This is a genomic window from Devosia sp. Root685 (genome assembly GCF_001427875.1).
Taxonomy (GTDB): Bacteria; Pseudomonadota; Alphaproteobacteria; order Rhizobiales; family Devosiaceae; genus Devosia.
On the sequence record NZ_LMHK01000002.1, the window covers coordinates 1,252,551 to 1,276,374 of the forward strand.

The following is a 23,824-nucleotide window of genomic DNA, read 5'->3' on the forward strand; positions in this document are numbered from 1 at the left end:
TTGATGGGGGAGGTTGGGAGGGGGTGAAGCCCCACGCTCGATAACAAAGTGAGTAAAAGCCTCACATCACCTTGCTGACTTCCATCAGTCCCGGCCGCTGATCGTTTGCCGCCTTGATCGCCGTCTCGCCGCCCAGCACGACCACATGCCCCTTCTCGGCCAAGACATCGAGCGCATCGGCCAGCGCCGAAAAATCCTTCTGGCTGGCACCAAGAATTTCATCCCGCCGCTGCTGACGGATAGCGTCCGTCGTACCGGTCAATATCCGCCACATGGCCGAATAGCCCTTGGCATCGACGAATTCGGGCCGGTCGGCGTCCCCGATCACCCCAATGATCGAACGCGTCAGATCGGTCTCGCCAATCCCCGCCCGCAGGGCCTTGGCCGCCCCGTCATAGACATCGAGCGTCTTCAAAAGGTTCGGATCGCGGTAGCTGAGGAACGAAAAATTCCCCGATGACAGATCGAACCGGCTAGACCCGCCATAGGCCCCACCCTGCACGCGCACCTTGTCCCAGAGATAGGTGGTATTGAGGAACCGCAGCACCACGGCGGAGGCGGCCGAAGCCGAATAGCCCAGCGCCTTCAAATTCGCGCCCTTGCCGACATAGTTGACCTGCGCCGGAATGACCAAACCTTCCGACTTCGGCTCAGAAGCAAAACCCCAGTCATGCCTCGTGACATCGCGCTCCGGCAGTCCCGAAACAAATGCTTCGAGCGCCCCACGCGTCTCGGCAAAAAGACTGGCATCGGCCGTCAGATTGACCACCATCCCCGTGCGATTGAACAACAGGTCCCGAATGCGCCGGAACGTCGCTTCCACCCCGGCCCAATCGCTATCGATCCGCTTCACCAGCTCGCGCAAGAAATTCAGATAGCTGACGCCACCCAATTGCTCCGCCGCCCAGCTTGCCTCGGTCAGGCCCGCCTTGAGGCGCGTATCGACGATGGAATTGCCGGCCGGGATCATGCGGGCTTCAAAGCCGGCCTTTTCCTCGAGCGCCATCTGGCGAATGCGCTCCTTGTTGTCGAGCCGCGCATCGAGCAGCACATCGCTCATGATATCGAGCATGTCGCCATATTTCGCCGGCACCGACTTGCCCGAGAGGAAAAACCACGCTGCCGTCTCGTCATTATCGAGCCGCGTCGCGAGGCTCCGGTGCTGCGCAATACCGCCAGTATTACGGCCAATGCGCTGCGTCAGGCTGACAAAATCTTCCTTGCTCGTGCCGGTCTGCAATAGCGCCCGCCCAAAGAGCGGCAGATAGGGCAGCAGCGCCGGCTCCAGCACTTTCAGGTCAAAGCCGAGATCGAGATACAGGATCCCCAGCGTCGGCAGATCATGATGCATCAGCCGCGCACCAGCCAACGTGCTTTCGTCGGTCGGCAGCATACGGATCGAGCGATCGAGATCCCCCAGCGTCAGCGTCGGAATCTTCGCGAGGTCTTCCGGCTTGTCGACCTCCTCCTGCAAGGCTTTCAGCTTCCCGGTCTGCGCAATCGTCGCCTTGATGGCGTCTTCGTCCATCCCGGCACGCACCGCGGCCAGCTTGTCTTCCTCAGCCTTTGCCTCACGCGCGCCCTTTTCCGGATCGGCCTCGATCTTGGAGGTCACGCGATGCGGATTATCAAGGAACAGGCGACGGATTTCGCGTTCAAAATGCCCCTGCCCAGCCTTCTCCTTGAGAGCGGCTAACGCCGCCTCAAACGTCAGCGGCGCCAGCGGATCACCACCGTGCAGCCAGGAACCAAGCGCGGAGAACATATAGCTCATGCCCCGCGGCTGCCCGCCGGTATTCTGTTCGCGAAGATGGAATTCAAACGTATTAAGCGCCGCCTCGCGCTGCTCCTCGGAAAAACCGGTTTCGGCCAATTCCGCCAGCGTATCCAGCACCAGTTTCTCGACCTTCTCGGCATCCGCCGGGTCGATCCCCTTCATCCCGAAACCAGCCATCGGCTGGCGCAGCCAGGTGGAAATACCACCGCCCAACATGCTCTCGCCAATACCGCTTTCGGTCAGCTTTTTCCGCAGCGGTGCCGCCGAATTGCCGGCCAGCAAATAACTCAGCAGACCATGGCTCAGCGTTTCCTCGCGCCCCGTCGGCGGGTCGATCATCCAGTTGATGCTGGCCATGCCGTCGCGGCGCTTTTCCGCGTCCACCGTCCCGGCATAGGTGCCGCTCACCTGCCGCGGCGCATTCCAGCGCGGCTGCAGCGCAATATCGGCATCGACCGGCGCCGCATCGAACTGGCTGAAAACCTCGTCGAGGATGGCAAGCCGCTTCTCCGGCGCATCATCGCCCGAAAACACCACGCGGGCATTGGACGGGTGATAGAATTTTGTATGAAAGCGCTTGAACTGCTCATAGGTCAGCGCCGGAATATCCCTGGGGTCGCCGCCCGAAGAGAGCCCATAGGTCGTATCGGGATAAAGCGCCCGCTGCGTCTGGTCGTGCATCACCGAGTCAGGCGAAGAAAACACGCCCTTCATCTCGTTGAAAACGACGCCCTTATAAACCAACGGCGCATCCGCACTTTCGAGCTCGTAGTGCCAGCCTTCCTGGGCAAACGTGTCTTCCGTCAGCAGCGGGAAAAACACCGCGTCGAGATACACATCCACAAGGTTGTAAAAATCCTTGAGATTGGCGCTGGCCACCGGATAGGCCGTCTTGTCCGGAAAGGTCATGGCATTGAGGAACGTGTGCATGGAGCCCTTGAGCAGCTCCACGAACGGCTTCTTGACCGGATATTTGCGCGATCCGCAGAGCACAGAGTGCTCCAAAATATGCGCGATCCCGGTCGAGTCATCGGGCGGCGTCTTCAGCGTAACGCCAAAAACCTTGTTCTCGTCGTCATTGATCAGGCTCAGCACCTCCGCCCCGGTCTTCTTGTGCCGAAAGAGCTGCGCCTGTGAATTGATCTCGGCAATGGACTCGTCGCGCACAAGCTCGAAAGCAGGGTGGATGGACATGAAACTGGCTCGTCTTGTTGTTATGTAAAGCTAACCTAGGTGCGGCAGGCCGGTTCCGCTAGGGTGGGCACAAAGGGTTCACACCCCGCCGCGGATCTCAGGCTTCACTTCTTGTCGATACCACTCGCCGAGCTGGGTCATCAGCGCCGGGAACAGGCTTTTGCGCTCGGTCGCCGCGACATTGTCGGCGATCTGTTCCGGCTTTGAGACGCCGGCAATGATCGTGGACACCTGCGGATGGTCGAGAATCCAGCGCAAAGCAAAGTGGCTCATCGGTACGCCCTCGGGCGCCAACCCCTTCAATTCCTGCACCAGTTCGACTCCCCTCTCGAATTTTATCCCCGAAAACGTCTCACCCACCGAAAAAGCCTGCCCGTCGCGATTGTAATTGCGGTGGTCGGACGTGTCGAAAGTGGATGTCTTGTCATATTTGCCGCTCAACAACCCGCTCGCCAGCGGCAGCCGCACGATGATCCCGACATTCTTCTCCGCCGCCAGTGGCAGGAGCTTGTCCGCCGCATCCTGCCGCAACAGATTGAAAATGATCTGCAGCGTGGCGCAGCCGGGCTGTTCGAGGCAAATCAGCCCTTCCTCGATAGTCTCGACACTGGCCCCCCAGTGCCGCACGAGGCCCTCGGCCTTGAACTCATCCATCCAGCCAAAGATTTCGCCCTCGCGCAGCACCTCGGTCGGCACGCAGTGGAGCTGCGCCAGATCGAGCGCGGCAACGCCAAGCCGCTGCGCCGAACCAACAAGGCTCTCGCGCACCCGGTCCTTGCTGTACTTATTGGGAAAAAGCGCCGCCGAACGCCCAAGCTTGGTCGCAACCTTTACATCGGGCGCCTTTACATGCGCGCCAATCCGCCGCTCGGAAAGCCCGCCGCCATAAACGTCCGCCGTGTCCCAGAAATTGATCCCCGCCCCATTGGCCGCATCGAGAATAGCTGAAGCCGCCTCGTCCTCGACCGGGCCGAAATCCCCGCCCAACTGCCAGCAGCCAAGGCCGATTTCGCTGACCTCAAACCCCGTCTTGCCCAAAAGCCGCGTCTTCATTCTACGGTCTCCGTATGCTTGTCCGCTGGTTCCGTGCCCAGCGTGATAATCTGATCGTCCGGCCCGATCACGCTGCGCCTGTGAGTGATGGCGAGGATAGTCACGCCATCGAGCCCCCGCAATTCGCGCATGATCTGCCCCTCGGTCGCCTCGTCGAGCGCCGAACTTGCTTCGTCGAGGAACAATACTTTGGGACTGGCATAAAGTGCACGTGCTATCGACACGCGCTGGCGTTCCCCACCGGAGAGTTTTAGCCCCCGCTCCCCCACCGTGGTCTCAAAGCCCTCCGGCAGGTTGTCGATAAATCCGAGGATCGAAGCCTGCGCCGCCGCCTGCCGCATGCGTTCCGGATCGAGCGGACGCCCCAGCACGATATTGGCCGCAATGGAATCGTTGAGCAGCATCACATCCTGCGGCACGACACCCACGGCTTCATACCAGTCCGCCCGGTCGATCTCGGCGAGATCGACGCCATCGACCAGTATCCGCCCCTCGGTCGGCTCCAGCGATTTCAGCGCCAGCCGGAACAGCGTCGTTTTCCCCGCTCCGGTCGGCCCGGTGATAAAGGCGATATTGCCCGGCGCCACCGCAAAGGACACCGCCTCCAGCGTCTGTCTTTCGCCATAGCGGAAGCCAACCTTGTCGAACGTGATATGGCCCCTGACCGTGCCCAGGTGGCGGTCGCCATGACTCGCCCGGTCATCTGGCGCCTGCCACATCTCGGCAAAGGGCTTGAAGCGCGAGATCGATCGCATCACCTCGTCGATCGCCGTGCCGATCATTTCAAATGGCCGATTGAGTTGCACCAGCACGAGATTGATGAGCACCAGATCGCCCAAGGTCATCAGCCCTTCGGCAAAGCGCGGCAGGAGTATGAGATAGGTCACCGCCAACTGCACCGCGAGTGCGAGGCCAAATAGCCCCGATAGCGCAATGCGCCGCCACGACCAGCCGACCCAGGAGGCCCGCGCCAGTTCCGCCTTTTCGGCAAATTTCTCGCTGATCCAGCGGTCGCCGTTGAAATAGCGGATCGTCTCCATGGCGTTGACGGCATTGCCGACAAAGCGCGCATTGTCCTGATTGGCTTCGATCGCCTGATCCAGCAGTGGCCGGGTCCACTGATTGGCAAAATAGGTCAGCGTGACAAAGCAGACGCCATAGACCACCACGATAACGACGATCTCGCCGCTGATCGCTGCCCCGAGAAGACCGATGGAAAGCGCGATCTGTGCTACGCCCGGCACGAAAACGATAAGACCCAGCTGCACCAGCGCCTGCACCGCTCCTTCCCCCTGCGCCCGCGCCGTCTGGATGGCCACCGGATTGTGTTCGATGAAAAAGGTGCCAGGCTTTCTCAAGAGCTTGGCGAAAAACTCGGTCGCCGCGATAAAGCGCAGGTTTTCCGAGGTCATGAACGACATGAAGCCCGAAGCATTGCCAAACAGCGTCTCGAACCCGCGCATCACCGCATAACCGACAAAAGCAGCAGCGATTCCAGCCGCCACATTGCCGGCGGCCAGTTCATCGACAAGCCGCGAAAACACATAGGGCGTCGCGATGGCAAGAACCGAGGACACCAGCGTCACCGCCGTGATCCCCACTAGCATCAACCGCGAGTCACGCCAGAAATGACGGAGAATGGCGCGCAAGGCGGGCCAGGCCGTCGTCCAGTCCGTTCGGGTCATGGGCGCTCGCTCGCTGCCGGGTGCTTTAGGCATAGCCTGCAAGGAGGCGTAACCTGACGAGGTGAACGCGTCGGGTCAACCCGCGGGGAACAAAAACCCGCGCCGCAGCCTATTCAAAATAATCGGGAAAATCGGAAATCGTCTGATTGAGCAAAAGCTCGGCCCGCGCCAGATGCGCCCGCATCGCCGTTTCCGCCGCCGCCGCATCGGCCCTGGCCACCGCCTCGACGATCTGCTTGTGCTCGGCGATCGCCCGCTGCGTCGACGACACGCCGAGCGTCAGGTAGCGCACGCGATCGAGCTGCATCTTGTGGTCGTCGATCAGCTGCCAGGCGTATTCGACCCCCGCAAGACGCGCGAGCGTGCGGTGAAAAAGCTCATCAAGCGTATGAAAGCGCCTGCTGTCACCGGCATCGGACGCCGCTTCCTGATCCGCGATCAGTTTTGTCAGCACATCGGCCGCATCATCGCTCGGCTGCCCCGCAACCCGGCGGATGATTTCCACCTCGATGCTTTCGCGAATAAACCGCGATTGCCGCACGCCGAGCGGCGAAATCTTTTTTACCACCGTTGCCCGCTTGGGCCGGATCAGCAGCAGGCCCTGCTGGGCGAGGCGAATGAAGGCCTCGCGCACCGGCTGGCGCGACACGCCATAGCGGCCGGCAATATCGCTCTCGGAAATCACATCGCCGGGCTTGAGAGCCATGGTGATGATGTCGTCGCGCAACGCATCGACGACGCGCATGGCGATGGTTTCCTTGGTATTTTCCAGCGCCGCTGCGGCCATGGCTCACCGATTCCTTGATTGCCGACCATGGGCCGAAACACCGGCCATGGCTCTATTTCCCCGCAGACTTCCACAGCTTTCTGGCCAATGCCGACATGCTTCCATACAAGATCGGCATTTACCCAGCCTGTCAATTCGGGGCCAGTGCTTCGGCAAGCAGATCGAACACCACGCGGATGCGCCGCGCCGTGCGCAATTCGCGGTGGGTCGCCAGCCACGCCGGCACCGGCACGCCGGCAAATTCTGGCCAGGCGTCCACCACTTCCGGCGTCACCTCGGCCACCTGCTGCACCATTATGCCGAGCGCCATGCCCCGCCTGACCCAGTCCCAGGCGACGAGCCCGCTATTGGTCATCAATGGAAAATTGGCGGCATTGAGCGAAAGCCCATGGCGCCGCAACTCGGTTACGAGCACCTCGATATTGTCGCTAAAACCGACGAAATCGGCGCGGCCAAGGGTCTCCGCACTCACCGGCCGTCCGATCTCTCCCACGAGCCTCGGGACGCCATAAATCCGGGCCACCGTGTCCGGCAAGCGCCGCGCAATCAGCTCTGCCTCCTGCGGCGGCACATGGCGAATGGCGATATCGGCCTTGCGCCGGATCAGGTCTTCCACCGAGTTGGAAGCGACCACATCGACGACAATGCCCGGCGCCACTTGTCGCAGTTTCATCAGGATCGGCGGCAACAGATATTGCGCATAGACATCGCTTGCGGTGATGCGGACCAATCCCTCAACCGACTGCGATTGCCGCGACGCCACCAGCGCGATCGTCTCCGATGCCGCATCCATGGCGCGCAACGGTGCCACCAGTTCCCGCCCGGCCTGCGTCAACACCAGCCCGCGCCCGACGCGCTCGAAGAGAGTCACACCCAGACTCTTTTCGAGCGCCGTCACCTGCCGTCCCAATGTCGGCTGGGTCAGGCCGAGCTTTCGTGCCGCGCCCGAGAGCGATCCCGCCTCGATAGTCGCAAGCAGCGCCCGCATCTGGTTCCAGTCGAGCTTTTCACGATCATCCATGCATCCATGTATATGATCTCTGCTTATTTCTGCAATTTTGTTGGATCGCACAAAGCTCTATTTTCAACGCCGTGGACCGCCGCAGGAGTACGCGAATGAGTGGGCAACAAGCTTTCTGGAATCGCATGGCCGATCGCTATGCCGCGCAGCCCATCGCGGACGAAGCCGCCTATCAGACCAAGCTCGCCGCCACCCGGCGTCTCTTGCGCCCCGATATGGAACTCTTCGAATTCGGCTGCGGCACCGGCTCGATTGCGCTGATCCACGCCGCCAATGTCGGGCATATCCGCGCCGTGGATTTTTCCGAGCGCATGATCGAGATCGCCGAGGAAAAGGCGAAAAAGGCCGGCGTCGAAAATATCGACTTCGAAGTCGGCTCCATCGAAAATGTCGAGCTTGCGCCTCAAAGTCTCGACATGGTGCTCGGCATGTCCATCCTGCACTTGCTCAAGAACAAGGAAGCCGCCATCGCCAAGGTCTTCCGCGCCCTCAAACCCGGCGGCTATTTCATCACCAGCACGGCCTGCCTCAGCGACATGATGCCCCTCATCCGCTTCGTCGCTCCCCTCGGCAATCGCCTGGGCCTCCTGCCCCATCTCGATGTCATGACGCAGAGCCAGTTGCGCACTGCGATCGAAACCGCGGGCTTTGCCGTGGAGCACGAATGGTTGCCCAAGAAGAAATCGGCGGCTTTCATGATCGCCCGCAAACCAGCCCTGTAAATTGAACTGGCTCTTTGCCGAATCGGCGGCTCCGCGTGCTAAAGGTCTCGGCACGCGTGTGCTGGAGTTGAGATGCAGGTTGCAATCGACATGGGCGAGAGCCGGGGTGCCGGCACTGCCCACATGGACCTTGAGGAATTGCTGGCCACCCGTCTTCTGGTCCAGGGCAATTCCGGTTCCGGAAAATCCCACCTTCTGCGGCGCCTCCTCGAACAATCCGCCCCCTGGGTGCAGCAATGCGTCATCGATCCCGAGGGCGATTTCGTCACGCTCGCTGACAAGTTCGGCCACCTCGTTGTCGATGCCACCCGCACCGAAGCCGAGCTGACCCGCATCGCCACCCGCGTGCGCCAGCATCGCGTCTCCGTCGTCGTCAATCTCGAAGGGCTCGACGCCGAGCAGCAGATGCGCGCCGCCGCCGCCTTTCTGGGCGGCATGTTCGATGCCGATCGCGACTTCTGGTATCCCGTTCTCGTCGTCGTCGACGAAGCCCAGCTCTTCGCCCCCGCCGCCGCCGGCGAAGTCTCCGACGAAGCGCGCAAAGTCTCGCTTGGCGCCATGACCAATCTGATGTGCCGCGGCCGCAAGCGCGGCCTTGCCGGCGTCATCGCCACCCAGCGCCTCGCAAAGCTTGCAAAGAACGTGGCAGCCGAGGCGAGCAACTTCCTCATGGGCCGCACCTTCCTCGATATCGACATGGCCCGCGCCGCCGACCTTTTGGGCATGGACCGCCGCCAGGCCGAACAGTTTCGCGATCTCGCCCGCGGCCATTTCGTGGCGCTCGGTCCCGCCGTCTCCCGCCGGCCCCTGCCCATCATCATCGGCCCCGTCGAAACCTCGGCCCGCTCGACAAGCCCCAAACTGACCCCGCTGCCCGAAGCCCCGGTCGATGCCGCCGACCTGATCTTTACGATGGATCCGGACGAGATGGCCCGCCCCGTCGTGCGCCGTCCCGCGCCGCCACCGCCGCCCTCGACCAATGAACTCCTCGCCCAGGTCGCCAAGGCCCGCGCCGAACGCGAACCGGAACCGACCTCGCTTTTCCCCGAGATCGACGAAGCCGAGCGCGAAGAAACCATCAAGTCGGTCATGATCGAATTGATGAGCGACCCCGATGCGGGCTTTCGCAACACCGCCCAGCTCTATCAGGATTTTCTGGTGCGCTGCCGCATTCGCCGCGTGCCGGGCGAGCCACCGGCTCTGCCCGCCTTCAAGCGTCTCCTCGCCGTCGCCCGCGTCGCGCCCGACGAACAAACCGCCTCATCCGACGGCTGGCAACAAGCGCTGGCGCTTTCCGAAACACTCACCGACGACGTGCAGGGCGTCTTCCTGGTTGTGGCGCAAGCCGCCCTTACCGGCGGCCCCTGCCCCTCGGACGCAACCATCGCCCGGCTCTATGGCACCCACTCCACCAGCCGCGCCCGCCGCCTTCTGACGTGGTTCGAAGAGCGCGGCCTCATCGTCATCCGCACCGATTTCCGCAACCAGCGCATCGCCGCCTTCCCCGATCTCGGCGCCGAAACCGCCCCAGGCGATCCCAACGGCCCCGATATCGTCACCGAAGAACGCGGCGCGGCGGAATGACGGCTATCACCAGCCCTACCCTCGCCCCTTGAGGGAGAGGGACAGACCAACTTTGCGTTCAGCAAATTGGTCAGGGTGAGGGGTATCTATCCTCCGCAGAGGAGTTGTGAGGCGCTCCGCAAGAATACCCCTCATCCCGACCGAATTCGCTTTGCGAATTCGGTGACCCTTCGGCACCTTCTCCCGCAAGGGGAGAAGGGAAACCGTTGGTGGCGCAACTCCCCTACCCCGCCAACTCCGCCCTGAACGAATACTTCGCCACCGCTCCCGGCCCCAGCGACGCCGTGAACGGCCGCTGATCCAGCGCATCCGAACCGCCAACTTCCGCCGCCGTGCCATGCCATGGCTCAAGGCAAATAAACCCCGCCCCCGGCTTGCTCCAAAGCGCGAAATTGGGCAAATTTTCCCACGTCAGATGGATGGAAGGCCCCTTCTCCGCCCCATAGACCAGCCCCGCGCCGGCCCCATCGGGAAAGATCATCGCATCCCTCTCGAAATCGGCATGGTTCAGCGCCAGCGCCCCCGCCACAAAGGGCGAAGCCAGCGGCTCGGGATTGACAAGACCGCCCGAGAGGCGAAACAGCGCCGGCTCCCCGCCATTTTCAAGCGTGACGCTATGGCTCTGCCCCTCGCCGCCCGGCAGCGGCCAGGCAAAGGCGGGGTGAAACCCGACCCCATAGGGCATGACCACCGCGCCGCGATTGGTGACAGTCGCCGTAACGATGACGGCCCGCCCCTCCAGCCGGTGCTCCACATCGAGCCCAAAATCGAACGGGAACATGGCCCGGCTCGCTTCCGAGGCTTCGAGCCGATAGATGCAGTGCTCGCGCCATTCCTCCACCAGCGTAAAATTGCTGCGCCGGGCAAAGCCGTGCTGCCCCATCTGGTAGCGTTTGTCCCCGACACTGACGACGTCCATGGGCGCGCGGCCAACCATGGGGAAAAGCACCGGCGAGCGGCCGGTCCAATAGGTGGCGTCCCCGCTCCATAGCCAGTTCCGGCCATCCTTGGTCGATAGCGACTGCATTTCGGCCCCCAGAGCGGCCACGTCTACGGTCAGGTCGCTATTGCTGATTCGCGTGAGTTGCATGCGTCCTCCAGCCAACTCTTCGAAAGGGCAGCGGACACTAGCTCGCACAGAGGAGCAAGGAAACCGCTTTTAGGGCAATCGCTTGAGTGATTAGCAGAGCGCGCGTAAGCAGCGGGTAAAGGATGACTTCACAATGACCATGCCGCCGCTGCCCATCGACGCCGCCCTGCCGGCCCTGGCGAATGCGCTCGCCGAGGGTTTTGGCGCCGTGCTCGTCGCCCAGCCCGGCGCCGGCAAAACCACCCGCGTGCCGCTCGCTTTGCTCGACGCGCCCTGGCGTAGAGATGGCCGCATCATCGTCCTCGAACCGCGCCGCCTCGCCGCCCGCGCCGCCGCCCGCCAAATGGCCAAACTCCTCGGCGAAGAGGTCGGCCAGACCGTCGGTTTTCGCGTCCGCATGGAATCGAAAGTCTCGGCCAAAACGCGCGTGGAAGTCGTCACCGAAGGCGTCTTCACCCGCATGTTGCAGGACGACCCCGAACTCTCGGGCGTCGCTGCCGTGCTCTTTGATGAATTCCACGAACGCAGTCTCGACGCCGACCTGGGTCTTGCTTTGGCGCTCGACGCCCGCGCCCTGCGACCAGACCTGAAACTCCTCGTCATGTCCGCGACCATCGATGGCGCCCGTGTCGCAAAACTCCTCGACGACGCCCCCGTCATCGACAGCCCCGGCCGCGCCTTCCCGGTCGATACCATCTATGCCGAGCCCGACCCTCTGGAACGCCTCGAAGACCAGGTGACCAAGGCCGTGTTGAAAGCCATGCGCGAGCACGGAGGCTCAGCCCTCGTCTTCCTCCCCGGCCAGGGCGAAATCACCCGCGTGGCCGAACGCCTCGCCACCCGCCTGCCTCAAAACACCGACCTCGCCCCGCTCTATGGCCTGCTCACCCCCGCCGAGCAGGACGCCGCCATTCAGCCGTCCCCTCCGGGCCGCCGAAAAATCGTGCTCGCCACCTCCATCGCCGAAACCTCCCTGACCATCGAAGGCGTCCGCATCGTCGTCGATTCAGGCTTTCGTCGCGTCCCCGTCTATGAACCCGCGACCGGTCTTACCACCCTCGCCACCACCCGCGTCTCCCGCGCCGGCGCCGACCAGCGCCGCGGCCGCGCCGGCCGCACGTCCCCCGGCGTCGCCATTCGCCTCTGGAACCTCGGCCAGACGGCAGCATTGGAGGCCTTCGAAACCCCCGAAATCCTCTCCGCCGATCTCTCCGGCCTCGTCCTCGACCTCGCCGCCTGGGGCGTCAGCGACCCCAAAACCCTCGCCTTCCTCGATCCCCCGCCCGCCCCGGCCTGGGCCGAAGCCAAGGCGCTGCTCGCCCGCCTCGACGCAATCGACGAAGGCGGCCACCTCACCCAAGCCGGCAAAGCCCTCTCCAAACTGCCGCTCCACCCGCGCCTTGCCCATATGGTCATTGCCGGCGCCGAAGATGGCGACGCCGAAACCGCAGCCGAACTGGCCGTTCTCATTGGCGAACGCGGCCTTGGCGGCGACGACACCGACCTCGCCCGCCGCCTCGATCGCTTCCGTACCGACCGCTCCCCCCGCGCCCAAGATGCCCGCGCCATGGCAAGGCGCTGGAGCAAACTCGCTGGCGGCAACGACAAAAATCCCCGCGACCCCGGCCATCACCTCGCCCGCGCCTTCCCCGATCGCGTCGCCCAGCCCGCCGGCCCGCGCGGCCGCTTCCGCCTCGCCAATGGCCGCCAGGCCCAGGTGGACGAAACCCATGCCCTCGCGGGCGCCGCTTTCCTCGTCGTCGCCGATATCACCGGCAGCGCCACGCAAGGCCGCATCCGCTCCGCCGCCGCCCTCGATCCCAATGACCTCGAAACCCTCTTCATCAATCACATCACCAGCGAAACGACGCTCACCTTCGACAGCGCCTCCGGCTCGGTCCGCGCCCGCCGCCAGCGCCGCCTCGACGCCCTGCGCCTCGCCGATGAGCCAACCCCCGTCGCCGATTTCGAAAAAGCCGCCGAACTCCTTGCCACAGCCGCCATGAAGCGCCCCGAAACCCTGCCCTGGACCAAGGACCAAAAGGCCATGCGCGCAAGGGCGACCTTCCTCCACCAAACCCTCGGCGAAGATTGGCCCGACCTCTCCGACACGGCGCTCGCCGCTGACCCAGCCTGGCTCGTGCCCCACATCGTGGGCGAAACCCGCCTCTCCGCCATCTCAGCCGATCATCTCGGCCAGGCCCTCGATACCCTTCTTCCATGGGCCAAAAAACAAGAGATCGACCGCCTGCTCCCAAGCCACTTTTCCGCCCCTTCCGGCAGCCATCTCCCCATCGACTACGCCGCCGAAAACGGCCCCGCCATCGAGATCCGCGTGCAGGAACTTTTTGGCCTCGACCGCCACCCCGCCATCGCCAATGGCCGCATTCCCTTGCTGCTGGTGCTGCTCTCCCCCGCCCATCGCCCCATTCAAACGACCCGCGACCTCCCCGGCTTCTGGCGCGGCAGCTGGAAAGACGTCGCCAAGGACCTCAAAGGCCGCTACCCCCGCCACCCCTGGCCCGAAGACCCCATCGCCGCCCCGGCCACGAGCCGGGCAAAACCGCGGGGGACGTGAGCCTCTTATTCCTCTCCCCCTCGGGGAGAGGTGGCTCGGCCGAAGGCGGAGTCGGTGAGGGGGATTTCTCCACTCTCGTTGAAGCACCCCCTCATCCGGCGCTAACGCGCCACCTTCTCCCCGAGGGGGAGAAGAAAAAGGCCCCGGACTTTCGTCCAGGGCTCTCTCATTCACGCCGGCGTAAACTCCAGCGCCACGCCATTGATGCAATAGCGCCGCCCGGTCGGGGGCGGACCATCGGGGAACACATGCCCCAGATGGCTGCCACAGGTGGCGCAATGCACTTCCTCGCGCACCATGCCATGGCTGCGGTCGATCGTGCTCTCCACAGCCCCCGGCAGCGGATCGTTAAAACTCGGCCAGCCGGTACCGCTTTCAAATTTCAGCGTCGACCCGAACAGCGGCGTATCGCAGCCCGCGCAGGCAAAAGTACCCTGGCGCGTCTCGTGCAGCAGCGCGCAGCTTCCCGGCCGCTCGGTGCCGTGCTCGCGCATGATGTAATATTGCTCAGGCGTCAAACGCTCCCGCCATTCGGCATCGGTCCGGGTCACGGAAAAAGCATGGGCGTCCATGGCATCACTCCTTTGTCGCACTGTCATTCGCTGATGATATAGGTTTAGTTACACCCATTCGCCAGCGCTAGCTTCGATCACGACGCGCTGACCAACCCGCCAAAATGCTCCCCATCCGCTTTGAAAAGAGGTCTTCATGTCCCAGCACATCGTCTCGTCCCTCGCTGAGCTTGAAGCCCTCTACCTGCCCGCTCCCGCCGCCGCCTCGACGGTCAAGGTCGCGCACGAAATGACTTCAGAATATCGCCGCCTCATCGAAGCCAGTCCCTTCGCCGCGCTTGCCACCGTCGGCCCCGAAGGCATTGATTGCTCGCCCCGCGGCGACAAAGCCGGCTTCGTCCGCGTCCATGACGCCAAAACCCTGATGATGCCCGACCGCCGCGGCAACAATCGCATCGATTCCCTGCGCAATATCGTCAGGGATCCCCGCTGCGCCTTCCTGTTCCTCCTGCCCGGCTCCGGCACCACCATGCGCGCCAATGGCCGCGCCCATCTCTCGACCGACCCGGCCCTCCTCGACAGCTTCGCCGTCGACGAAAAAGCCCCGCGCTCGGTTATCGTCCTCAAAATCGACGAGCTTTATTTCCAGTGCGCCCGTGCCATCGTCCGCTCCGAACTCTGGAACCCAGCCCGCCACATCGACCCGGCCACCCTCCCCTCCCCCGGCGAAATCCTCGCCGCCATGAGCCAAAACACCGTCGGCGGCGAACCCTATGACAAGGCCTGGCCCGAACGCGCCAAAGCCACCATGTGGTGAGAGCGCGTCCGCGCCTCACCTCTTGCCAAAACCCATGTGCGGGCATATACCCGCACCCATGTCAAACGACACCTGCCACGCCACATTGCTGCGAAAGGCCTATCGCAAGGCCTCGTCGCGCTATGACGATCTCCTCGCCCCGCTCGGCATCAATATCGGCCAGTTCAGCCTGCTGCGAAACATCCGGCGCATGGCGCCCGTCTCCCTCACCGATCTCGGCACCAAGGTCGAACTCGATCGCTCGACCGTCGGCCGCAATTCCAAGGTGCTCGAGCGCATGGGCCTCATCGCCACCCTGCCCGGCAAGGACAAGCGCGAGGCCATGCTGACCGTCACCGGGAAAGGCCACGACATCCTTGCGGCCGGCGCCCCCTTCTGGGATCAGGCGCAGCGCGAATTCGAAGCCCGCCTTGGCCCGGGAAATATGAAGGTCCTCAACGACCTCCTCTCGTCACTCTGATTTTTACGCCCAAAAACGGGCATATACCCACACCTCTGCCAGCGGAAAGGCGAACCGACAAATGATCTCCAACAGCGTCGCGCGATGGATGGAGGCCCGCAACCTGCACTATGGCTGGATTGTCGCCGCCACGACCTTCCTCACCATGCTGGCGACGGCCGGTGCCATGGGCTCGGCCGGCGTCATGATCCAGCCGCTGCATCAGGAGTTCGGTTGGGACATTGCGGACATTTCCGCGGCCATGGCAGTGCGTCTGGTGCTCTTCGGTCTCCTCGGCCCCTTCGCCGCCGCCTTCATGAACCACTTTGGCATCCGTCAGGTGGTGACCACCGCCCTTGGCCTCATCATGGCCGGCATCATCGCCTCCTTCTTCATGCGCGAAGTCTGGCAGCTCCTGCTGCTCTGGGGCGTCGTCATCGGCGCCGGCACCGGCATGACCGCCCTCGTCCTCGGCGCCACTGTCGCCACCCGCTGGTTTTCCAGGCGCCGCGGCCTCGTCGTCGGCCTCATGACCGCCAGCAGCGCCACCGGCCAGCTCGTCTTCCTGCCCATTCTCGCTTCGCTCACCGAAGCCTATGGCTGGCGCACCGCCATGACGCTCACCGTCGCCATCATCGCCAGCGCCATGATCCTCGTCGCCTTGTTGATGCGCGATCACCCCGCCGATCTCGGCCTACCCGCCTATGGCGACACGACCATCACCCCTGTTCCCAAGCGCGAACAGAGCCTCCTCAAGACCCTTGCCTTGCCCATCGTCACCCTCAAGCAAGTGGCCGGCGTTCCCGCCTTCTGGGTCCTGTTCGGCACCTTCTTCATCTGCGGCCTATCCACCAATGGCCTGATCCAGACCCACTGGATTTCCATCTGCGGCGATTTCGGCATGGCCGCCGTCACCGCGGCCGGCACCCTCGCCGTCATCGGCATCTTCGACTTCTTCGGCACGGTCCTCGCCGGTTGGCTCTCCGACCGCTTCGACAACCGTTTCCTCTTGTTCTGGTTCTATGGTCTGCGCGGCCTGTCGCTGATCTATCTCAGCTTTTCCGGCTTCACCTTCGCCGAACTCGCCATTTTCGCCGTCTTCTACGGTCTCGATTGGGTCGCCACCGTCCCGCCAACGGTAAAACTCGTTGCCGACAATTTCGGCCGCGAAAAAGCCGGCATGGTCTTTGGCTGGGTCTTTACCGGCCACCAGCTTGGCGCCGCCACCGCCGCCTATGGCGCGGGGGCCCTGCGCAGCGATTTCTCGACCTACCTGCCTGCCCTGCAACTGGCCGGCGCCATGTGCATCATCGCTGCTCTCGCAGTGCTCCTGCTCCAGCGCCCCGGCACGCAACGTCCGGCACTGCAACCCGCCTGATCGAATGGAATCAATGCCGGCACGTTCCCGCGTGCTGGCCGAGCCGGCGCTTGCTTCGCCACAAAGCCCGAAGATATGGTCCCCTCATTCAACGGGAAGCCCATGTCATGCGCATCATTGTCACAATAGCGGTCGCCGTCATCCTGTCCGGCTGCGCCAGCAGCGGCGGGCCCGCCTACCTCAACAAGGACGGCAATGCCGCCAGCTGGGGCGAAGGCAAGCGCGAGGTACACACCGCGCTGTCAGACGTGAACACCAAGGACGACCTGTAAATCCGGGCCCGGACAGGGCGCAAAGTGCCCTTCCCCCATACGCATGGCAAATCGCCAAAAGCTCTTGAGCCTTGAAGAGACACCAGCAATGTCAGGAAGTCAGATGGTGGGTGCGACAGGGATTGAACCTGTGACCCCTGCCGTGTGAAGGCAGTGCTCTCCCGCTGAGCTACGCACCCGCTGCACTTGGCAGGGAAGGAAGAAGAGATGGTGGGCGTAACAAGGATCGAACTTGTGACCCCCTCGATGTCAACGAGGTGCTCTCCCGCTGAGCTATACGCCCATCTCTCCGGGCCGGTTCGGCGTTTGCCTCTCCGGTGGCGCGGATAAACCATGAAGCGACCAAGGGGTCAAGAGGCTCATTTCCGCGCCTGTGGATTTCTTCGTCACGCATGCCTTCTAAAAGTGGACGCCGCTTTTACGGCCAGGGCATGCGCCGGCAATCAGGCCGCCAGCAGCCGCTCCACTTCGGAAACCAGATCCTTGAGGTGGAAGGGTTTGGAAAGCACCGAGGCATCTTTTGGCGCGTCGCTGTCGGGGTTGAGCGCCACCGCGGCAAAGCCGGTGATGAACATCACCTTCAAATCGGGATCGAGTTCGGTCGCGCGGCGCGCCAGTTCGATCCCGTCCATTTCCGGCATCACGATGTCGCTCAGGAGCAGCGAAAACGGCTCTTCGCGCAGGCGCTCATAGGCGGAAAGCCCATTGTCGAACGAAACCACCTCATAGCCCGCATTCTTGAGCGCGCGCGTGAGGAACTGGCGCATATCGTTATCGTCTTCGGCGAGCAGAATTCGCTTCATCAAAAACCTCTTTAGGCGCCAGTCCGCGCAGTGAGTCGCATTATGTCGATGTTTAATTCAGATTTGCCGCAACGCAAACGGCCTCACGCGGCCAAGGCCTGTTTTTGCAATCAACTGGACAAGTTGGCCGCGGCGCGCGACACTTGCGCCATGTCTCGTGACAGTGGGAACTGGTTTCGGGACAAAGACATGCGTAGAATAAAGCGCTGAAGCGCCAGGAGCGAATCCCGAGGGATCGCGACGCGTTTCAGATGACAACAAATCACTCGACCGCGCGTCCGGCGCGGCGCCCGTGGAGGCAGCGTGCGATCCGACTATTGGGATCAACCGGCATTCGAAACCATACGGCCCCGCCGCATGGTCGCGCCCCTAGTGTTCAATTCGCCCCATTCGGGCCGCCTCTATCCCGACCGTTTTCTTGCGATGACCCGGCTCGACCATCTTTCGATCCGCCAGTCCGAGGATGCCTATGTCGATGAACTGTTCGGCCGCGCGCCCCATCTTGGCGCCCCGCTCCTCAGGGCGCATTTCCCCCGCGCCTATCTCGACGTCAATCGCGAACCCTGGGAACTCGATCCCACCATGTTCGTCGAGCCGCTGTCCGAGAGGTTCAATACCACCTCGCCGCGCGTCGCGGCGGGTCTCGGCACGCTCGCCCGCGTCGTGGCTGAAAACAAACCCATCTATCGCGAGCGCCTGACCTTCGAGGATGCGCGCATGCGCATCGAGGGCATCTACCACCCCTATCACGCCGCCCTCCAGAACCTGCTGAGCGAAGCCGCCACCCGTTTCGGCGTCGCCGTGCTGATCGATTGCCATTCCATGCCCCAGCTCGGCCGCCATGGCGAGCGCGCCACGCCCGATATCGTCCTCGGCGATCGCTACGGCACCACCTGTTCGCCCGCGCTCATCGATCTCGTTGAAACCGGCTTCATCGCCGCCGGGCTGAAAGTCGCGCGCAATCGCCCCTATGCCGGCGGCTTCTGCACCCGCGCCTATGGCCGCCCGCAACACGGCGTCCATGCCCTCCAGATCGAGGTCAGCCGGCATCTTTACATGAACGAGGCGACGCTCGAAAAAAACGCGGGCTTCGAGCCGCTGCGCCAATTGATCGACAGCATGATCCACGCCCTGATCGGCCTCGACCTGCTGGCGCTGGCCACCCCCGCCCCCTCGCCCGAACGCGCCGCCGCCGAATAGATCATTTCAAAGAGTTGCCCTCACAAACAAGGGCCGCCCCGAAAGGCGGCCCAGTCAAGGGAGGAACGATGCGCTCCGGACCGGCGCAACAGCTGCGCCAAGGGCCGGAATGCACATCATGCCCCTCTGGCTTGAACCCATTTCCGCTCCCATACAAGGCTGATCGCCAAACGCACAGCGCTTCGAAACGCGCTGTTGCAAAAATGAATCATGACAGCGGCGCGACATTTCCGCGCCGCCGGCCCCCTCCCCAGCGCCGCAAAAATCATAACACCCTGACACGCACCGGCATTTGTCCGCTTGCCCCGCGCCGCGCTGGCTCCTAAACCTCCTCAGCCTGCCGCTTGAGGATTTTTCATGGCCACGACCATCGATTTCGCCCGCATCGAAGCGACCCTGTTTGCTGCCGCCGATGCCGCAGCGGCCCATACGCTGCCGCTCTTTCGCACCGGTCTTGCCATCGACAACAAGCTGACCTCGGGCTTCGATCCGGTCACCGAGGCCGACAAGGGGGCCGAAAAGGTCATCCGCGCCATCATCGCCGACGCCTTCCCCGACCATGCCGTGATCGGCGAGGAATGGGGCACGAGTGGGCAAAGCCCCTATACCTGGATCATCGATCCCGTCGATGGCACCCGCGCCTTCATTTCCGGCGCCCCGGTCTGGGGCACGCTGATCGGCTTTGCCGTCGATGGTGTCGCCAAGGCCGGCATCATGAGCCAGCCCTTTATCGGGGAAACCTTCATCGCCCTGCCCGGTCATTCGCGCTATGAGCGCGGCGGCCTCAAAGAGCCCAATCGCGTCAGCGGCCTCACCGATCTCGCCCCGGCCCGCGTCTTCACCACCACGCCCAAACTCTTCAACACGCCAAGCCTTGCCGCCAAATGGCACGCCGTGGAAGCCGCGACGCGCCTGCAGCGTTTCGGCATGGATTGCTATGGCTATGCCCTCCTCGCCGCCGGCCATGCCGATCTCGTCATCGAGCCCCATCTCAACACCTACGACATCGCCGCCCTCGTGCCGATCATCCGCGAAGCCGGCGGCGCCATCGCCTGCTGGGACGGCTCCGAGCCGACCGGCGGCGGCAATGTCGTCGCTGCGGCGAGCCAGGCCCTCCTCGACAAGACACTCGCGCTCATCGCGGCCGCCTGACCCCGCCACCTGCCGTCCCTGTGGATGCACCAATATTTAACGCGCTCCCGCCATGTTGCGGCACGTACATCCGGTTTCCTCAGCGCCCCATGCATCTCAAAGCAGCAGCACGTATGTTTGGCGATTCCGCAGGAAGCGTCGCCATCATTTTCGGGCTGCTCCTGCCCTGCCTTCTGGGCTTTGCCGCGCTCGCCATCGAGGTAGGCTACTGGTATAGCGAAAAAAACAAGCTCCAGATCGCGGCCGATACCGCCGCCTATAGCGCCCTGGTTGCCTATGGCATCGATGACAACCTCGACAAGGCTATTGCCGTGGGCGTCGCCCAGGCCAGGGCCTCGGGGTTTTCCGGCACGGACGCGGAAATCGAAATCCTCATTCCCTCGCAGGACGCCGCGCTCGGGCCCAATTCATCCCGTGCCAATCTGGTTGTTAACACGAAGCTTTTTCTGTCGAGCCTCTTCCTCAATACTGGCACCATCGACATCGGCGTCAACGCCTTTGCCACCATGGACGCGGTCGGCACGCCCGCCCCCTGCATGCTGGCGCTCAAACCCAACCAGTCGCGATCCATCGTCATGGCCGCGAGCGTAAAGACCAATATGAATTGCGTCGTCGCGACCAATTCGGCGAGCAATGACGCCATCTGGGTCGAAGGCTCCGCCAGTCTCACCGCCACCTGCGCCAAAACCCCGGGCACCATCGGCACCAATGGCGGCGCCTGGGTCAGCCTGACCGACTGCCCCGGTGGTTACGCCCGCGAAACCTCCACCGACCCCCTGTCCTCGACCCCGTTCTGGGGCAGTCCGGCCATTCCCGATACCGGCTTTTTCGCCGATCAGGCGATATCGCAGGGTCGCTACGGCGTAGGCATGCCCGGCGGCAATATTTTAAAACCCGGCAAATACGGCAAGCAGGTGGAAATCGACGGCACCGTCACCCTGCTTCCCGGCATCTATTATTTCACGGCCGGCTTTCGCGCCGCCCCCGGCAGCCGGATCACCGGCGACGGCGTCACCATCTATCTCGACCAGAGCAGAGTGCTCGACATCGCCCAAAATGTCGCCTGGGACCTCAAGGCCCCGACCAGCGGCCCCACCGAGGGCATGGCCATCATGGGCGATCCATCCCGGACCGGCGGCTCGGTGCGCCTCATCGGCATATTGGGCAATGTCGAGGGCGGCGTCTATTTTCCCAATCAGACGCTCTTGACCGAAAGCGGCCCGAACCTGTCCACGGCGCGCTGCACCAGGCTCGTTGCCAGCACCATCGACATTCGCGGCGGCGGCACCGTCAACAATGACTGTTCCGGGTCCACCGGCGGCGCAGGCGGCGGCAATGGCCGCGTCCGCCTCGCCAAGGGATCGGCATGATAACCCGCGCGCGCGCGTTCATTGGCGCCTACTGGCACGATTGCCGGGCCAATGCCGCCGTCGAATTTGCCCTATTGCTACCCTTCCTGCTGTTTCTGATCGCCGGCACCATCGATCTCGGCCTCGGCTTTCGGGAGAAGGTAAAGCTGCAATCCGCCCTCAATTCGGGCATGCAGCATGTCATGCAGACCGGGGGATCGGACCTCGCAACATCCCGCCAGGTCGTCGCCTACAGCCTCGGGGCAGCCAGTTCAGCCGCGATCGAAATAGACGCTTTCTGCCGTTGCGCCAGCAAGGCCGTGGGCTGCAGCACCCATTGCGCCTCGGGGCTCGACCGGTTTGTCGGCGGCACCGTTTCCATGCCCTATCGGACAGCGATCTTTGATCAGGACATGTCCATCAGCGCCAATTTTGAAGTCTATCTGGGTGAGGTCGAGTGAGCCGGCCCCCGATAAACATTCTCTCAAAATTCCGCCGGCATCAGCATGGCAGCACGGCTGTCGAATTCGCGATCGTCATTCCCGTCTTCCTGATCTGCGTCATGGCCCTGTTCCAGATCGGGTTCGCCGTTTATGCGCATTCCACGATCTCCCGGCTGGCCGAAGATGGCCTGCGCCACCTGCTGTTTTTGCCCGACGACGAAGATGGGGCGCGAAAAACCATTTTCGCCGCCATGACCCACACCGCCCTCGACCCGGCGCAATTGACCATTTCGATGCAGGATCGAACCGCGCCCTACCACCATATCGAGCTTCGGCTGGACTATCTCTTCCAGGTGCTCGGGCCCTTCCCGCTGCCCGAACGCGTGCCCCTCCACGCCGTGGTCATGGTCCCGATAGCCAGCGACTAGCTTTCTTTTTCGCGTTTTGCCTGAGAGGGGCTGCTCCAGCGCCCCTCACCACGAGGGGCGAAGCCCTCAGTAGACCTCATCCTGAGGTGCTTTGCGCAAGCAAAGCCTCGAAGCGCGAGGGCGTGGCACGGAGCCCCCATCCACCGCCTGTCACCCCCGAGCTCTGCGTCCCGGTGGCAAATCCCCTCAACGCGTCTGATTGGTAATAAACGCATCGAACGCCGCCAGCACCTGGCCGCGAATGGCATCGGTTTCCATGAACAGTTCATGCTTGGCCCCGGCGACGACCACATGCCGGCCATTGCGCAACCGCAGTCCCAATTGCTCCAGCGCCGGTGTCGATACGATGGTGTCGCGCGCCGCCGCCAGCACCAGCAGCGGAATTTGCAGGCGCCCGGCGAAATCCTCGCGATTGGCCTCGACCATCGCCTTCATCGCGGCGGCGAGCCAGCGAAAGCTCGGCGAACCGATATAGAGCCCGTCATCGGCCCGCACGGTTTCGACCATCCGCGTATAGCGCAACAGGTCCGATGTGAGCGGATTGTCGAGAAACCCCGCCTCGTTCGGCCGCCTGTCACCCTTGCGCTTGAGCGGCACCGCGCCCAGCCCGACAAAGCTCAGCGTCTCGGCAAAAGCGCCAAAGCCGCCAAGACTGTGCTCCATGCCATAAAGGCTGACCATGGGCGCCGAGAGGAACACGCGGTCGAACATCATCCGGTCGCGCGTCGTTGCATAAAGCGAAGCCAGCCCGCCCATGGAATGGCCGACGAGATAAAAGGGCGGCGGACAATCGGGCAGCAGGATTTCGGCGTGAAAGGTGCGAAGGTCGGTCCAATAGTCATCGAACCGGTCGACATAGCCCACCGTCCGATTGCCGATCAGCCGGTCCGACCCGCCCTGCCCGCGCCAGTCAAAGGTCGCGACGGCAAAACCGCGCGCCTGAAAGTCGGCAATGGTCTCAAAATACTTCTCGATATATTCCGTGCGCCCCTGCACCAGGCACACCGTGCCCCGATGCGGTCCCGCCGATTTGGGCCAGATGGCATAGCGCAGTTTCACCCGGTCAGGCGTTGTCACATAGCCCACCCGCGCGCCGGCGGGCACGGGATTGGACGGAACAACGGCAAGTTTTGGACCTTGGGGATCGACCAATGCGGTCACGACGCGCCTCCACGATTTTATCGCGAGAAAAACAGATAGCGTCGTGAAGTAAAGAAAAGCCAGCATTCCGGGCGGGAATGCTGGCCTTTTCTGAGAGCAGGTCCGTGCGGGGGGCGGATGACGGACCTGCTGGGGCAAGACCGCAAGGCGGCCTCACGCTTTCCTTATGCCCGGGTCAGCCTGAACGGGTCCGGACCGCTCCATTCATTTTCGGTTCACTTTCTTCCGGCCCCTCGTTTCGCCCCGTAGCGTGCCCCCACGCGATGCGGCACCTCCCCCTTTATGGGGGAGGCTGGGAGGGGGTGCCGGCTGACACTGACGTCCATATTTCCCCTCCCCCTTGAAGCCCCAAAACCCCTTCCTAAATATGTCGGGTCAG

Annotated in this window: 21 protein-coding genes and 2 tRNA genes; 12 read left to right on the top strand and 11 right to left on the bottom strand. The window is 63.2% G+C overall.

The features are described from left to right. Nucleotides 1-61 precede the first annotated feature (61 nt). The 5 genes from ASD83_RS14330 to ASD83_RS14350 all read right to left on the bottom strand — a co-directional run bounded on the left by ASD83_RS14330 (nucleotide 62) and on the right by ASD83_RS14350 (nucleotide 7,517). Nucleotides 62-2,971: an insulinase family protein gene (locus ASD83_RS14330; protein WP_056311956.1), complete on the bottom strand. Its 2,910-nt coding sequence runs from the start codon at nucleotides 2,969-2,971 to the stop codon at nucleotides 62-64. A 78-nt stretch (nucleotides 2,972-3,049) separates the two neighbouring features. Continuing rightward, the gene (locus tag ASD83_RS14335) at nucleotides 3,050-4,024 is read right to left on the bottom strand and encodes an aldo/keto reductase (protein ID WP_056311958.1); all 975 of its coding nucleotides are present in this window, start codon (nucleotides 4,022-4,024) and stop codon (nucleotides 3,050-3,052) included. Next, nucleotides 4,021-5,709: an ABC transporter ATP-binding protein gene (locus ASD83_RS14340; protein ID WP_056311960.1), complete on the bottom strand. Its 1,689-nt coding sequence runs from the start codon at nucleotides 5,707-5,709 to the stop codon at nucleotides 4,021-4,023. Before ASD83_RS14340 ends, ASD83_RS14335 begins: the two co-directional genes overlap by 4 nt. Before the next feature lie 109 nt (nucleotides 5,710-5,818). Further along, a complete protein-coding gene (locus tag ASD83_RS14345) occupies nucleotides 5,819-6,496 on the bottom strand; it encodes a GntR family transcriptional regulator (RefSeq protein ID WP_056311961.1) in 678 nt (225 codons plus the stop codon). A 130-nt stretch (nucleotides 6,497-6,626) separates the two neighbouring features. Next, complete coding sequence (locus ASD83_RS14350; protein ID WP_056311964.1) at nucleotides 6,627-7,517, bottom strand: LysR family transcriptional regulator; 891 nt, start codon at nucleotides 7,515-7,517, stop codon at nucleotides 6,627-6,629. A gap of 95 nt (nucleotides 7,518-7,612) precedes the next feature. Here ASD83_RS14350 and ASD83_RS14355 point away from each other — a divergent pair, with 95 nt between their 5' ends. Then, on the top strand, nucleotides 7,613-8,239 hold the full coding sequence (locus ASD83_RS14355; protein WP_056311966.1) for a class I SAM-dependent methyltransferase: 627 nt from the start codon (nucleotides 7,613-7,615) through the stop codon (nucleotides 8,237-8,239). 72 nt (nucleotides 8,240-8,311) lie between these two features. After that, the gene (locus ASD83_RS14360; protein WP_056311968.1) at nucleotides 8,312-9,823 is read left to right on the top strand and encodes an ATP-binding protein; all 1,512 of its coding nucleotides are present in this window, start codon (nucleotides 8,312-8,314) and stop codon (nucleotides 9,821-9,823) included. Between the two features lie 223 nt (nucleotides 9,824-10,046). Here ASD83_RS14360 and ASD83_RS14365 read toward each other — a convergent pair whose 3' ends face one another. Further along, nucleotides 10,047-10,913: an aldose 1-epimerase family protein gene (locus tag ASD83_RS14365; protein ID WP_056311970.1), complete on the bottom strand. Its 867-nt coding sequence runs from the start codon at nucleotides 10,911-10,913 to the stop codon at nucleotides 10,047-10,049. Between the two features lie 133 nt (nucleotides 10,914-11,046). Here ASD83_RS14365 and hrpB point away from each other — a divergent pair, with 133 nt between their 5' ends. After that, nucleotides 11,047-13,491, top strand: coding sequence for an ATP-dependent helicase HrpB (hrpB, locus tag ASD83_RS14370; RefSeq protein WP_156385967.1), 2,445 nt, complete (start codon nucleotides 11,047-11,049; stop codon nucleotides 13,489-13,491). A 170-nt stretch (nucleotides 13,492-13,661) separates the two neighbouring features. Here the strand turns inward: hrpB and msrB are convergent, their stop codons facing one another. Then, nucleotides 13,662-14,063 (bottom strand): peptide-methionine (R)-S-oxide reductase MsrB, encoded by a 402-nt coding sequence (gene msrB / locus ASD83_RS14375; protein WP_056311972.1) that lies wholly within the window; start codon nucleotides 14,061-14,063, stop codon nucleotides 13,662-13,664. A gap of 136 nt (nucleotides 14,064-14,199) precedes the next feature. Between msrB and ASD83_RS14380 the strand changes: the two genes are divergently transcribed. The 4 genes from ASD83_RS14380 (at nucleotide 14,200) to ASD83_RS21030 (ending at nucleotide 16,909) form a co-directional block, all read left to right on the top strand. After that, a complete protein-coding gene (locus tag ASD83_RS14380; protein WP_056311975.1) occupies nucleotides 14,200-14,820 on the top strand; it encodes a pyridoxamine 5'-phosphate oxidase family protein in 621 nt (206 codons plus the stop codon). Between the two features lie 58 nt (nucleotides 14,821-14,878). Then, a complete protein-coding gene (locus tag ASD83_RS14385) occupies nucleotides 14,879-15,280 on the top strand; it encodes a MarR family winged helix-turn-helix transcriptional regulator (protein WP_056311976.1) in 402 nt (133 codons plus the stop codon). A gap of 61 nt (nucleotides 15,281-15,341) precedes the next feature. Further along, on the top strand, nucleotides 15,342-16,637 hold the full coding sequence (locus ASD83_RS14390) for an MFS transporter (protein WP_056311977.1): 1,296 nt from the start codon (nucleotides 15,342-15,344) through the stop codon (nucleotides 16,635-16,637). Nucleotides 16,638-16,744: 107 nt separating this feature from the next. Then, nucleotides 16,745-16,909 (top strand): hypothetical protein, encoded by a 165-nt coding sequence (locus ASD83_RS21030; protein ID WP_156385968.1) that lies wholly within the window; start codon nucleotides 16,745-16,747, stop codon nucleotides 16,907-16,909. Nucleotides 16,910-17,013: 104 nt separating this feature from the next. On the opposite strand, the gene ASD83_RS14395 is transcribed toward ASD83_RS21030, so the two are convergent. The 3 genes from ASD83_RS14395 to cpdR form a co-directional block, all read right to left on the bottom strand. Further along, a tRNA-Val gene (locus ASD83_RS14395) sits at nucleotides 17,014-17,088 on the bottom strand. A gap of 29 nt (nucleotides 17,089-17,117) precedes the next feature. Next, a tRNA-Val gene (locus ASD83_RS14400) sits at nucleotides 17,118-17,192 on the bottom strand. 160 nt (nucleotides 17,193-17,352) lie between these two features. Further along, a complete protein-coding gene (cpdR, locus tag ASD83_RS14405; RefSeq protein ID WP_035086991.1) occupies nucleotides 17,353-17,712 on the bottom strand; it encodes a cell cycle two-component system response regulator CpdR in 360 nt (119 codons plus the stop codon). Nucleotides 17,713-18,015: 303 nt separating this feature from the next. Here cpdR and ASD83_RS14410 point away from each other — a divergent pair, with 303 nt between their 5' ends. The 5 genes from ASD83_RS14410 to ASD83_RS14430 all read left to right on the top strand — a co-directional run bounded on the left by ASD83_RS14410 (nucleotide 18,016) and on the right by ASD83_RS14430 (nucleotide 22,284). Next, a complete protein-coding gene (locus tag ASD83_RS14410; RefSeq protein ID WP_056311979.1) occupies nucleotides 18,016-18,912 on the top strand; it encodes an N-formylglutamate amidohydrolase in 897 nt (298 codons plus the stop codon). 357 nt (nucleotides 18,913-19,269) lie between these two features. Further along, a complete protein-coding gene (locus tag ASD83_RS14415) occupies nucleotides 19,270-20,064 on the top strand; it encodes an inositol monophosphatase family protein (protein ID WP_056311981.1) in 795 nt (264 codons plus the stop codon). A 113-nt stretch (nucleotides 20,065-20,177) separates the two neighbouring features. Continuing rightward, nucleotides 20,178-21,434: a pilus assembly protein TadG-related protein gene (locus tag ASD83_RS14420; protein WP_056311983.1), complete on the top strand. Its 1,257-nt coding sequence runs from the start codon at nucleotides 20,178-20,180 to the stop codon at nucleotides 21,432-21,434. Further along, complete coding sequence (locus ASD83_RS14425; protein ID WP_056311984.1) at nucleotides 21,431-21,874, top strand: TadE/TadG family type IV pilus assembly protein; 444 nt, start codon at nucleotides 21,431-21,433, stop codon at nucleotides 21,872-21,874. The genes ASD83_RS14420 and ASD83_RS14425 overlap by 4 nt, the downstream gene beginning before the upstream one ends. Beyond that, a complete protein-coding gene (locus tag ASD83_RS14430; protein ID WP_056311986.1) occupies nucleotides 21,871-22,284 on the top strand; it encodes a TadE/TadG family type IV pilus assembly protein in 414 nt (137 codons plus the stop codon). The genes ASD83_RS14425 and ASD83_RS14430 overlap by 4 nt, the downstream gene beginning before the upstream one ends. A gap of 186 nt (nucleotides 22,285-22,470) precedes the next feature. Here the strand turns inward: ASD83_RS14430 and ASD83_RS14435 are convergent, their stop codons facing one another. Then, nucleotides 22,471-23,445 carry an alpha/beta fold hydrolase gene (locus ASD83_RS14435; RefSeq protein WP_162249170.1) on the bottom strand — a complete coding sequence of 325 codons (975 nt, stop codon included), beginning with the start codon at nucleotides 23,443-23,445 and terminating at the stop codon, nucleotides 22,471-22,473. Nucleotides 23,446-23,824: the final 379 nt, after the last annotated feature.

Bases quoted from the DNA above. Each gene is read 5' to 3' on its own strand.
- ASD83_RS14355 (WP_056311966.1), top strand. From the start codon at position 7,613: ATGAGTGGGCAACAAGCTTTCTGGAATCGCATGGCCGATCGCTATGCC.
- cpdR (WP_035086991.1), bottom strand. From the start codon at position 17,712: ATGAAGCGAATTCTGCTCGCCGAAGACGATAACGATATGCGCCAGTTC.
- ASD83_RS14350 (WP_056311964.1), bottom strand. From the start codon at position 7,517: ATGGATGATCGTGAAAAGCTCGACTGGAACCAGATGCGGGCGCTGCTT.
- ASD83_RS14390 (WP_056311977.1), top strand. From the start codon at position 15,342: ATGATCTCCAACAGCGTCGCGCGATGGATGGAGGCCCGCAACCTGCAC.
- ASD83_RS14345 (WP_056311961.1), bottom strand. From the start codon at position 6,496: ATGGCCGCAGCGGCGCTGGAAAATACCAAGGAAACCATCGCCATGCGC.
- ASD83_RS21030 (WP_156385968.1), top strand. From the start codon at position 16,745: ATGCGCATCATTGTCACAATAGCGGTCGCCGTCATCCTGTCCGGCTGC.
- ASD83_RS14365 (WP_056311970.1), bottom strand. From the start codon at position 10,913: ATGCAACTCACGCGAATCAGCAATAGCGACCTGACCGTAGACGTGGCC.
- ASD83_RS14380 (WP_056311975.1), top strand. From the start codon at position 14,200: ATGTCCCAGCACATCGTCTCGTCCCTCGCTGAGCTTGAAGCCCTCTAC.
- ASD83_RS14385 (WP_056311976.1), top strand. From the start codon at position 14,879: ATGTCAAACGACACCTGCCACGCCACATTGCTGCGAAAGGCCTATCGC.
- ASD83_RS14360 (WP_056311968.1), top strand. From the start codon at position 8,312: ATGCAGGTTGCAATCGACATGGGCGAGAGCCGGGGTGCCGGCACTGCC.
- hrpB (WP_156385967.1), top strand. From the start codon at position 11,047: ATGACCATGCCGCCGCTGCCCATCGACGCCGCCCTGCCGGCCCTGGCG.
- ASD83_RS14335 (WP_056311958.1), bottom strand. From the start codon at position 4,024: ATGAAGACGCGGCTTTTGGGCAAGACGGGGTTTGAGGTCAGCGAAATC.
- ASD83_RS14340 (WP_056311960.1), bottom strand. From the start codon at position 5,709: ATGACCCGAACGGACTGGACGACGGCCTGGCCCGCCTTGCGCGCCATT.
- ASD83_RS14415 (WP_056311981.1), top strand. From the start codon at position 19,270: ATGGCCACGACCATCGATTTCGCCCGCATCGAAGCGACCCTGTTTGCT.
- ASD83_RS14330 (WP_056311956.1), bottom strand. From the start codon at position 2,971: ATGTCCATCCACCCTGCTTTCGAGCTTGTGCGCGACGAGTCCATTGCC.
- ASD83_RS14425 (WP_056311984.1), top strand. From the start codon at position 21,431: ATGATAACCCGCGCGCGCGCGTTCATTGGCGCCTACTGGCACGATTGC.
- ASD83_RS14420 (WP_056311983.1), top strand. From the start codon at position 20,178: ATGTTTGGCGATTCCGCAGGAAGCGTCGCCATCATTTTCGGGCTGCTC.
- msrB (WP_056311972.1), bottom strand. From the start codon at position 14,063: ATGGACGCCCATGCTTTTTCCGTGACCCGGACCGATGCCGAATGGCGG.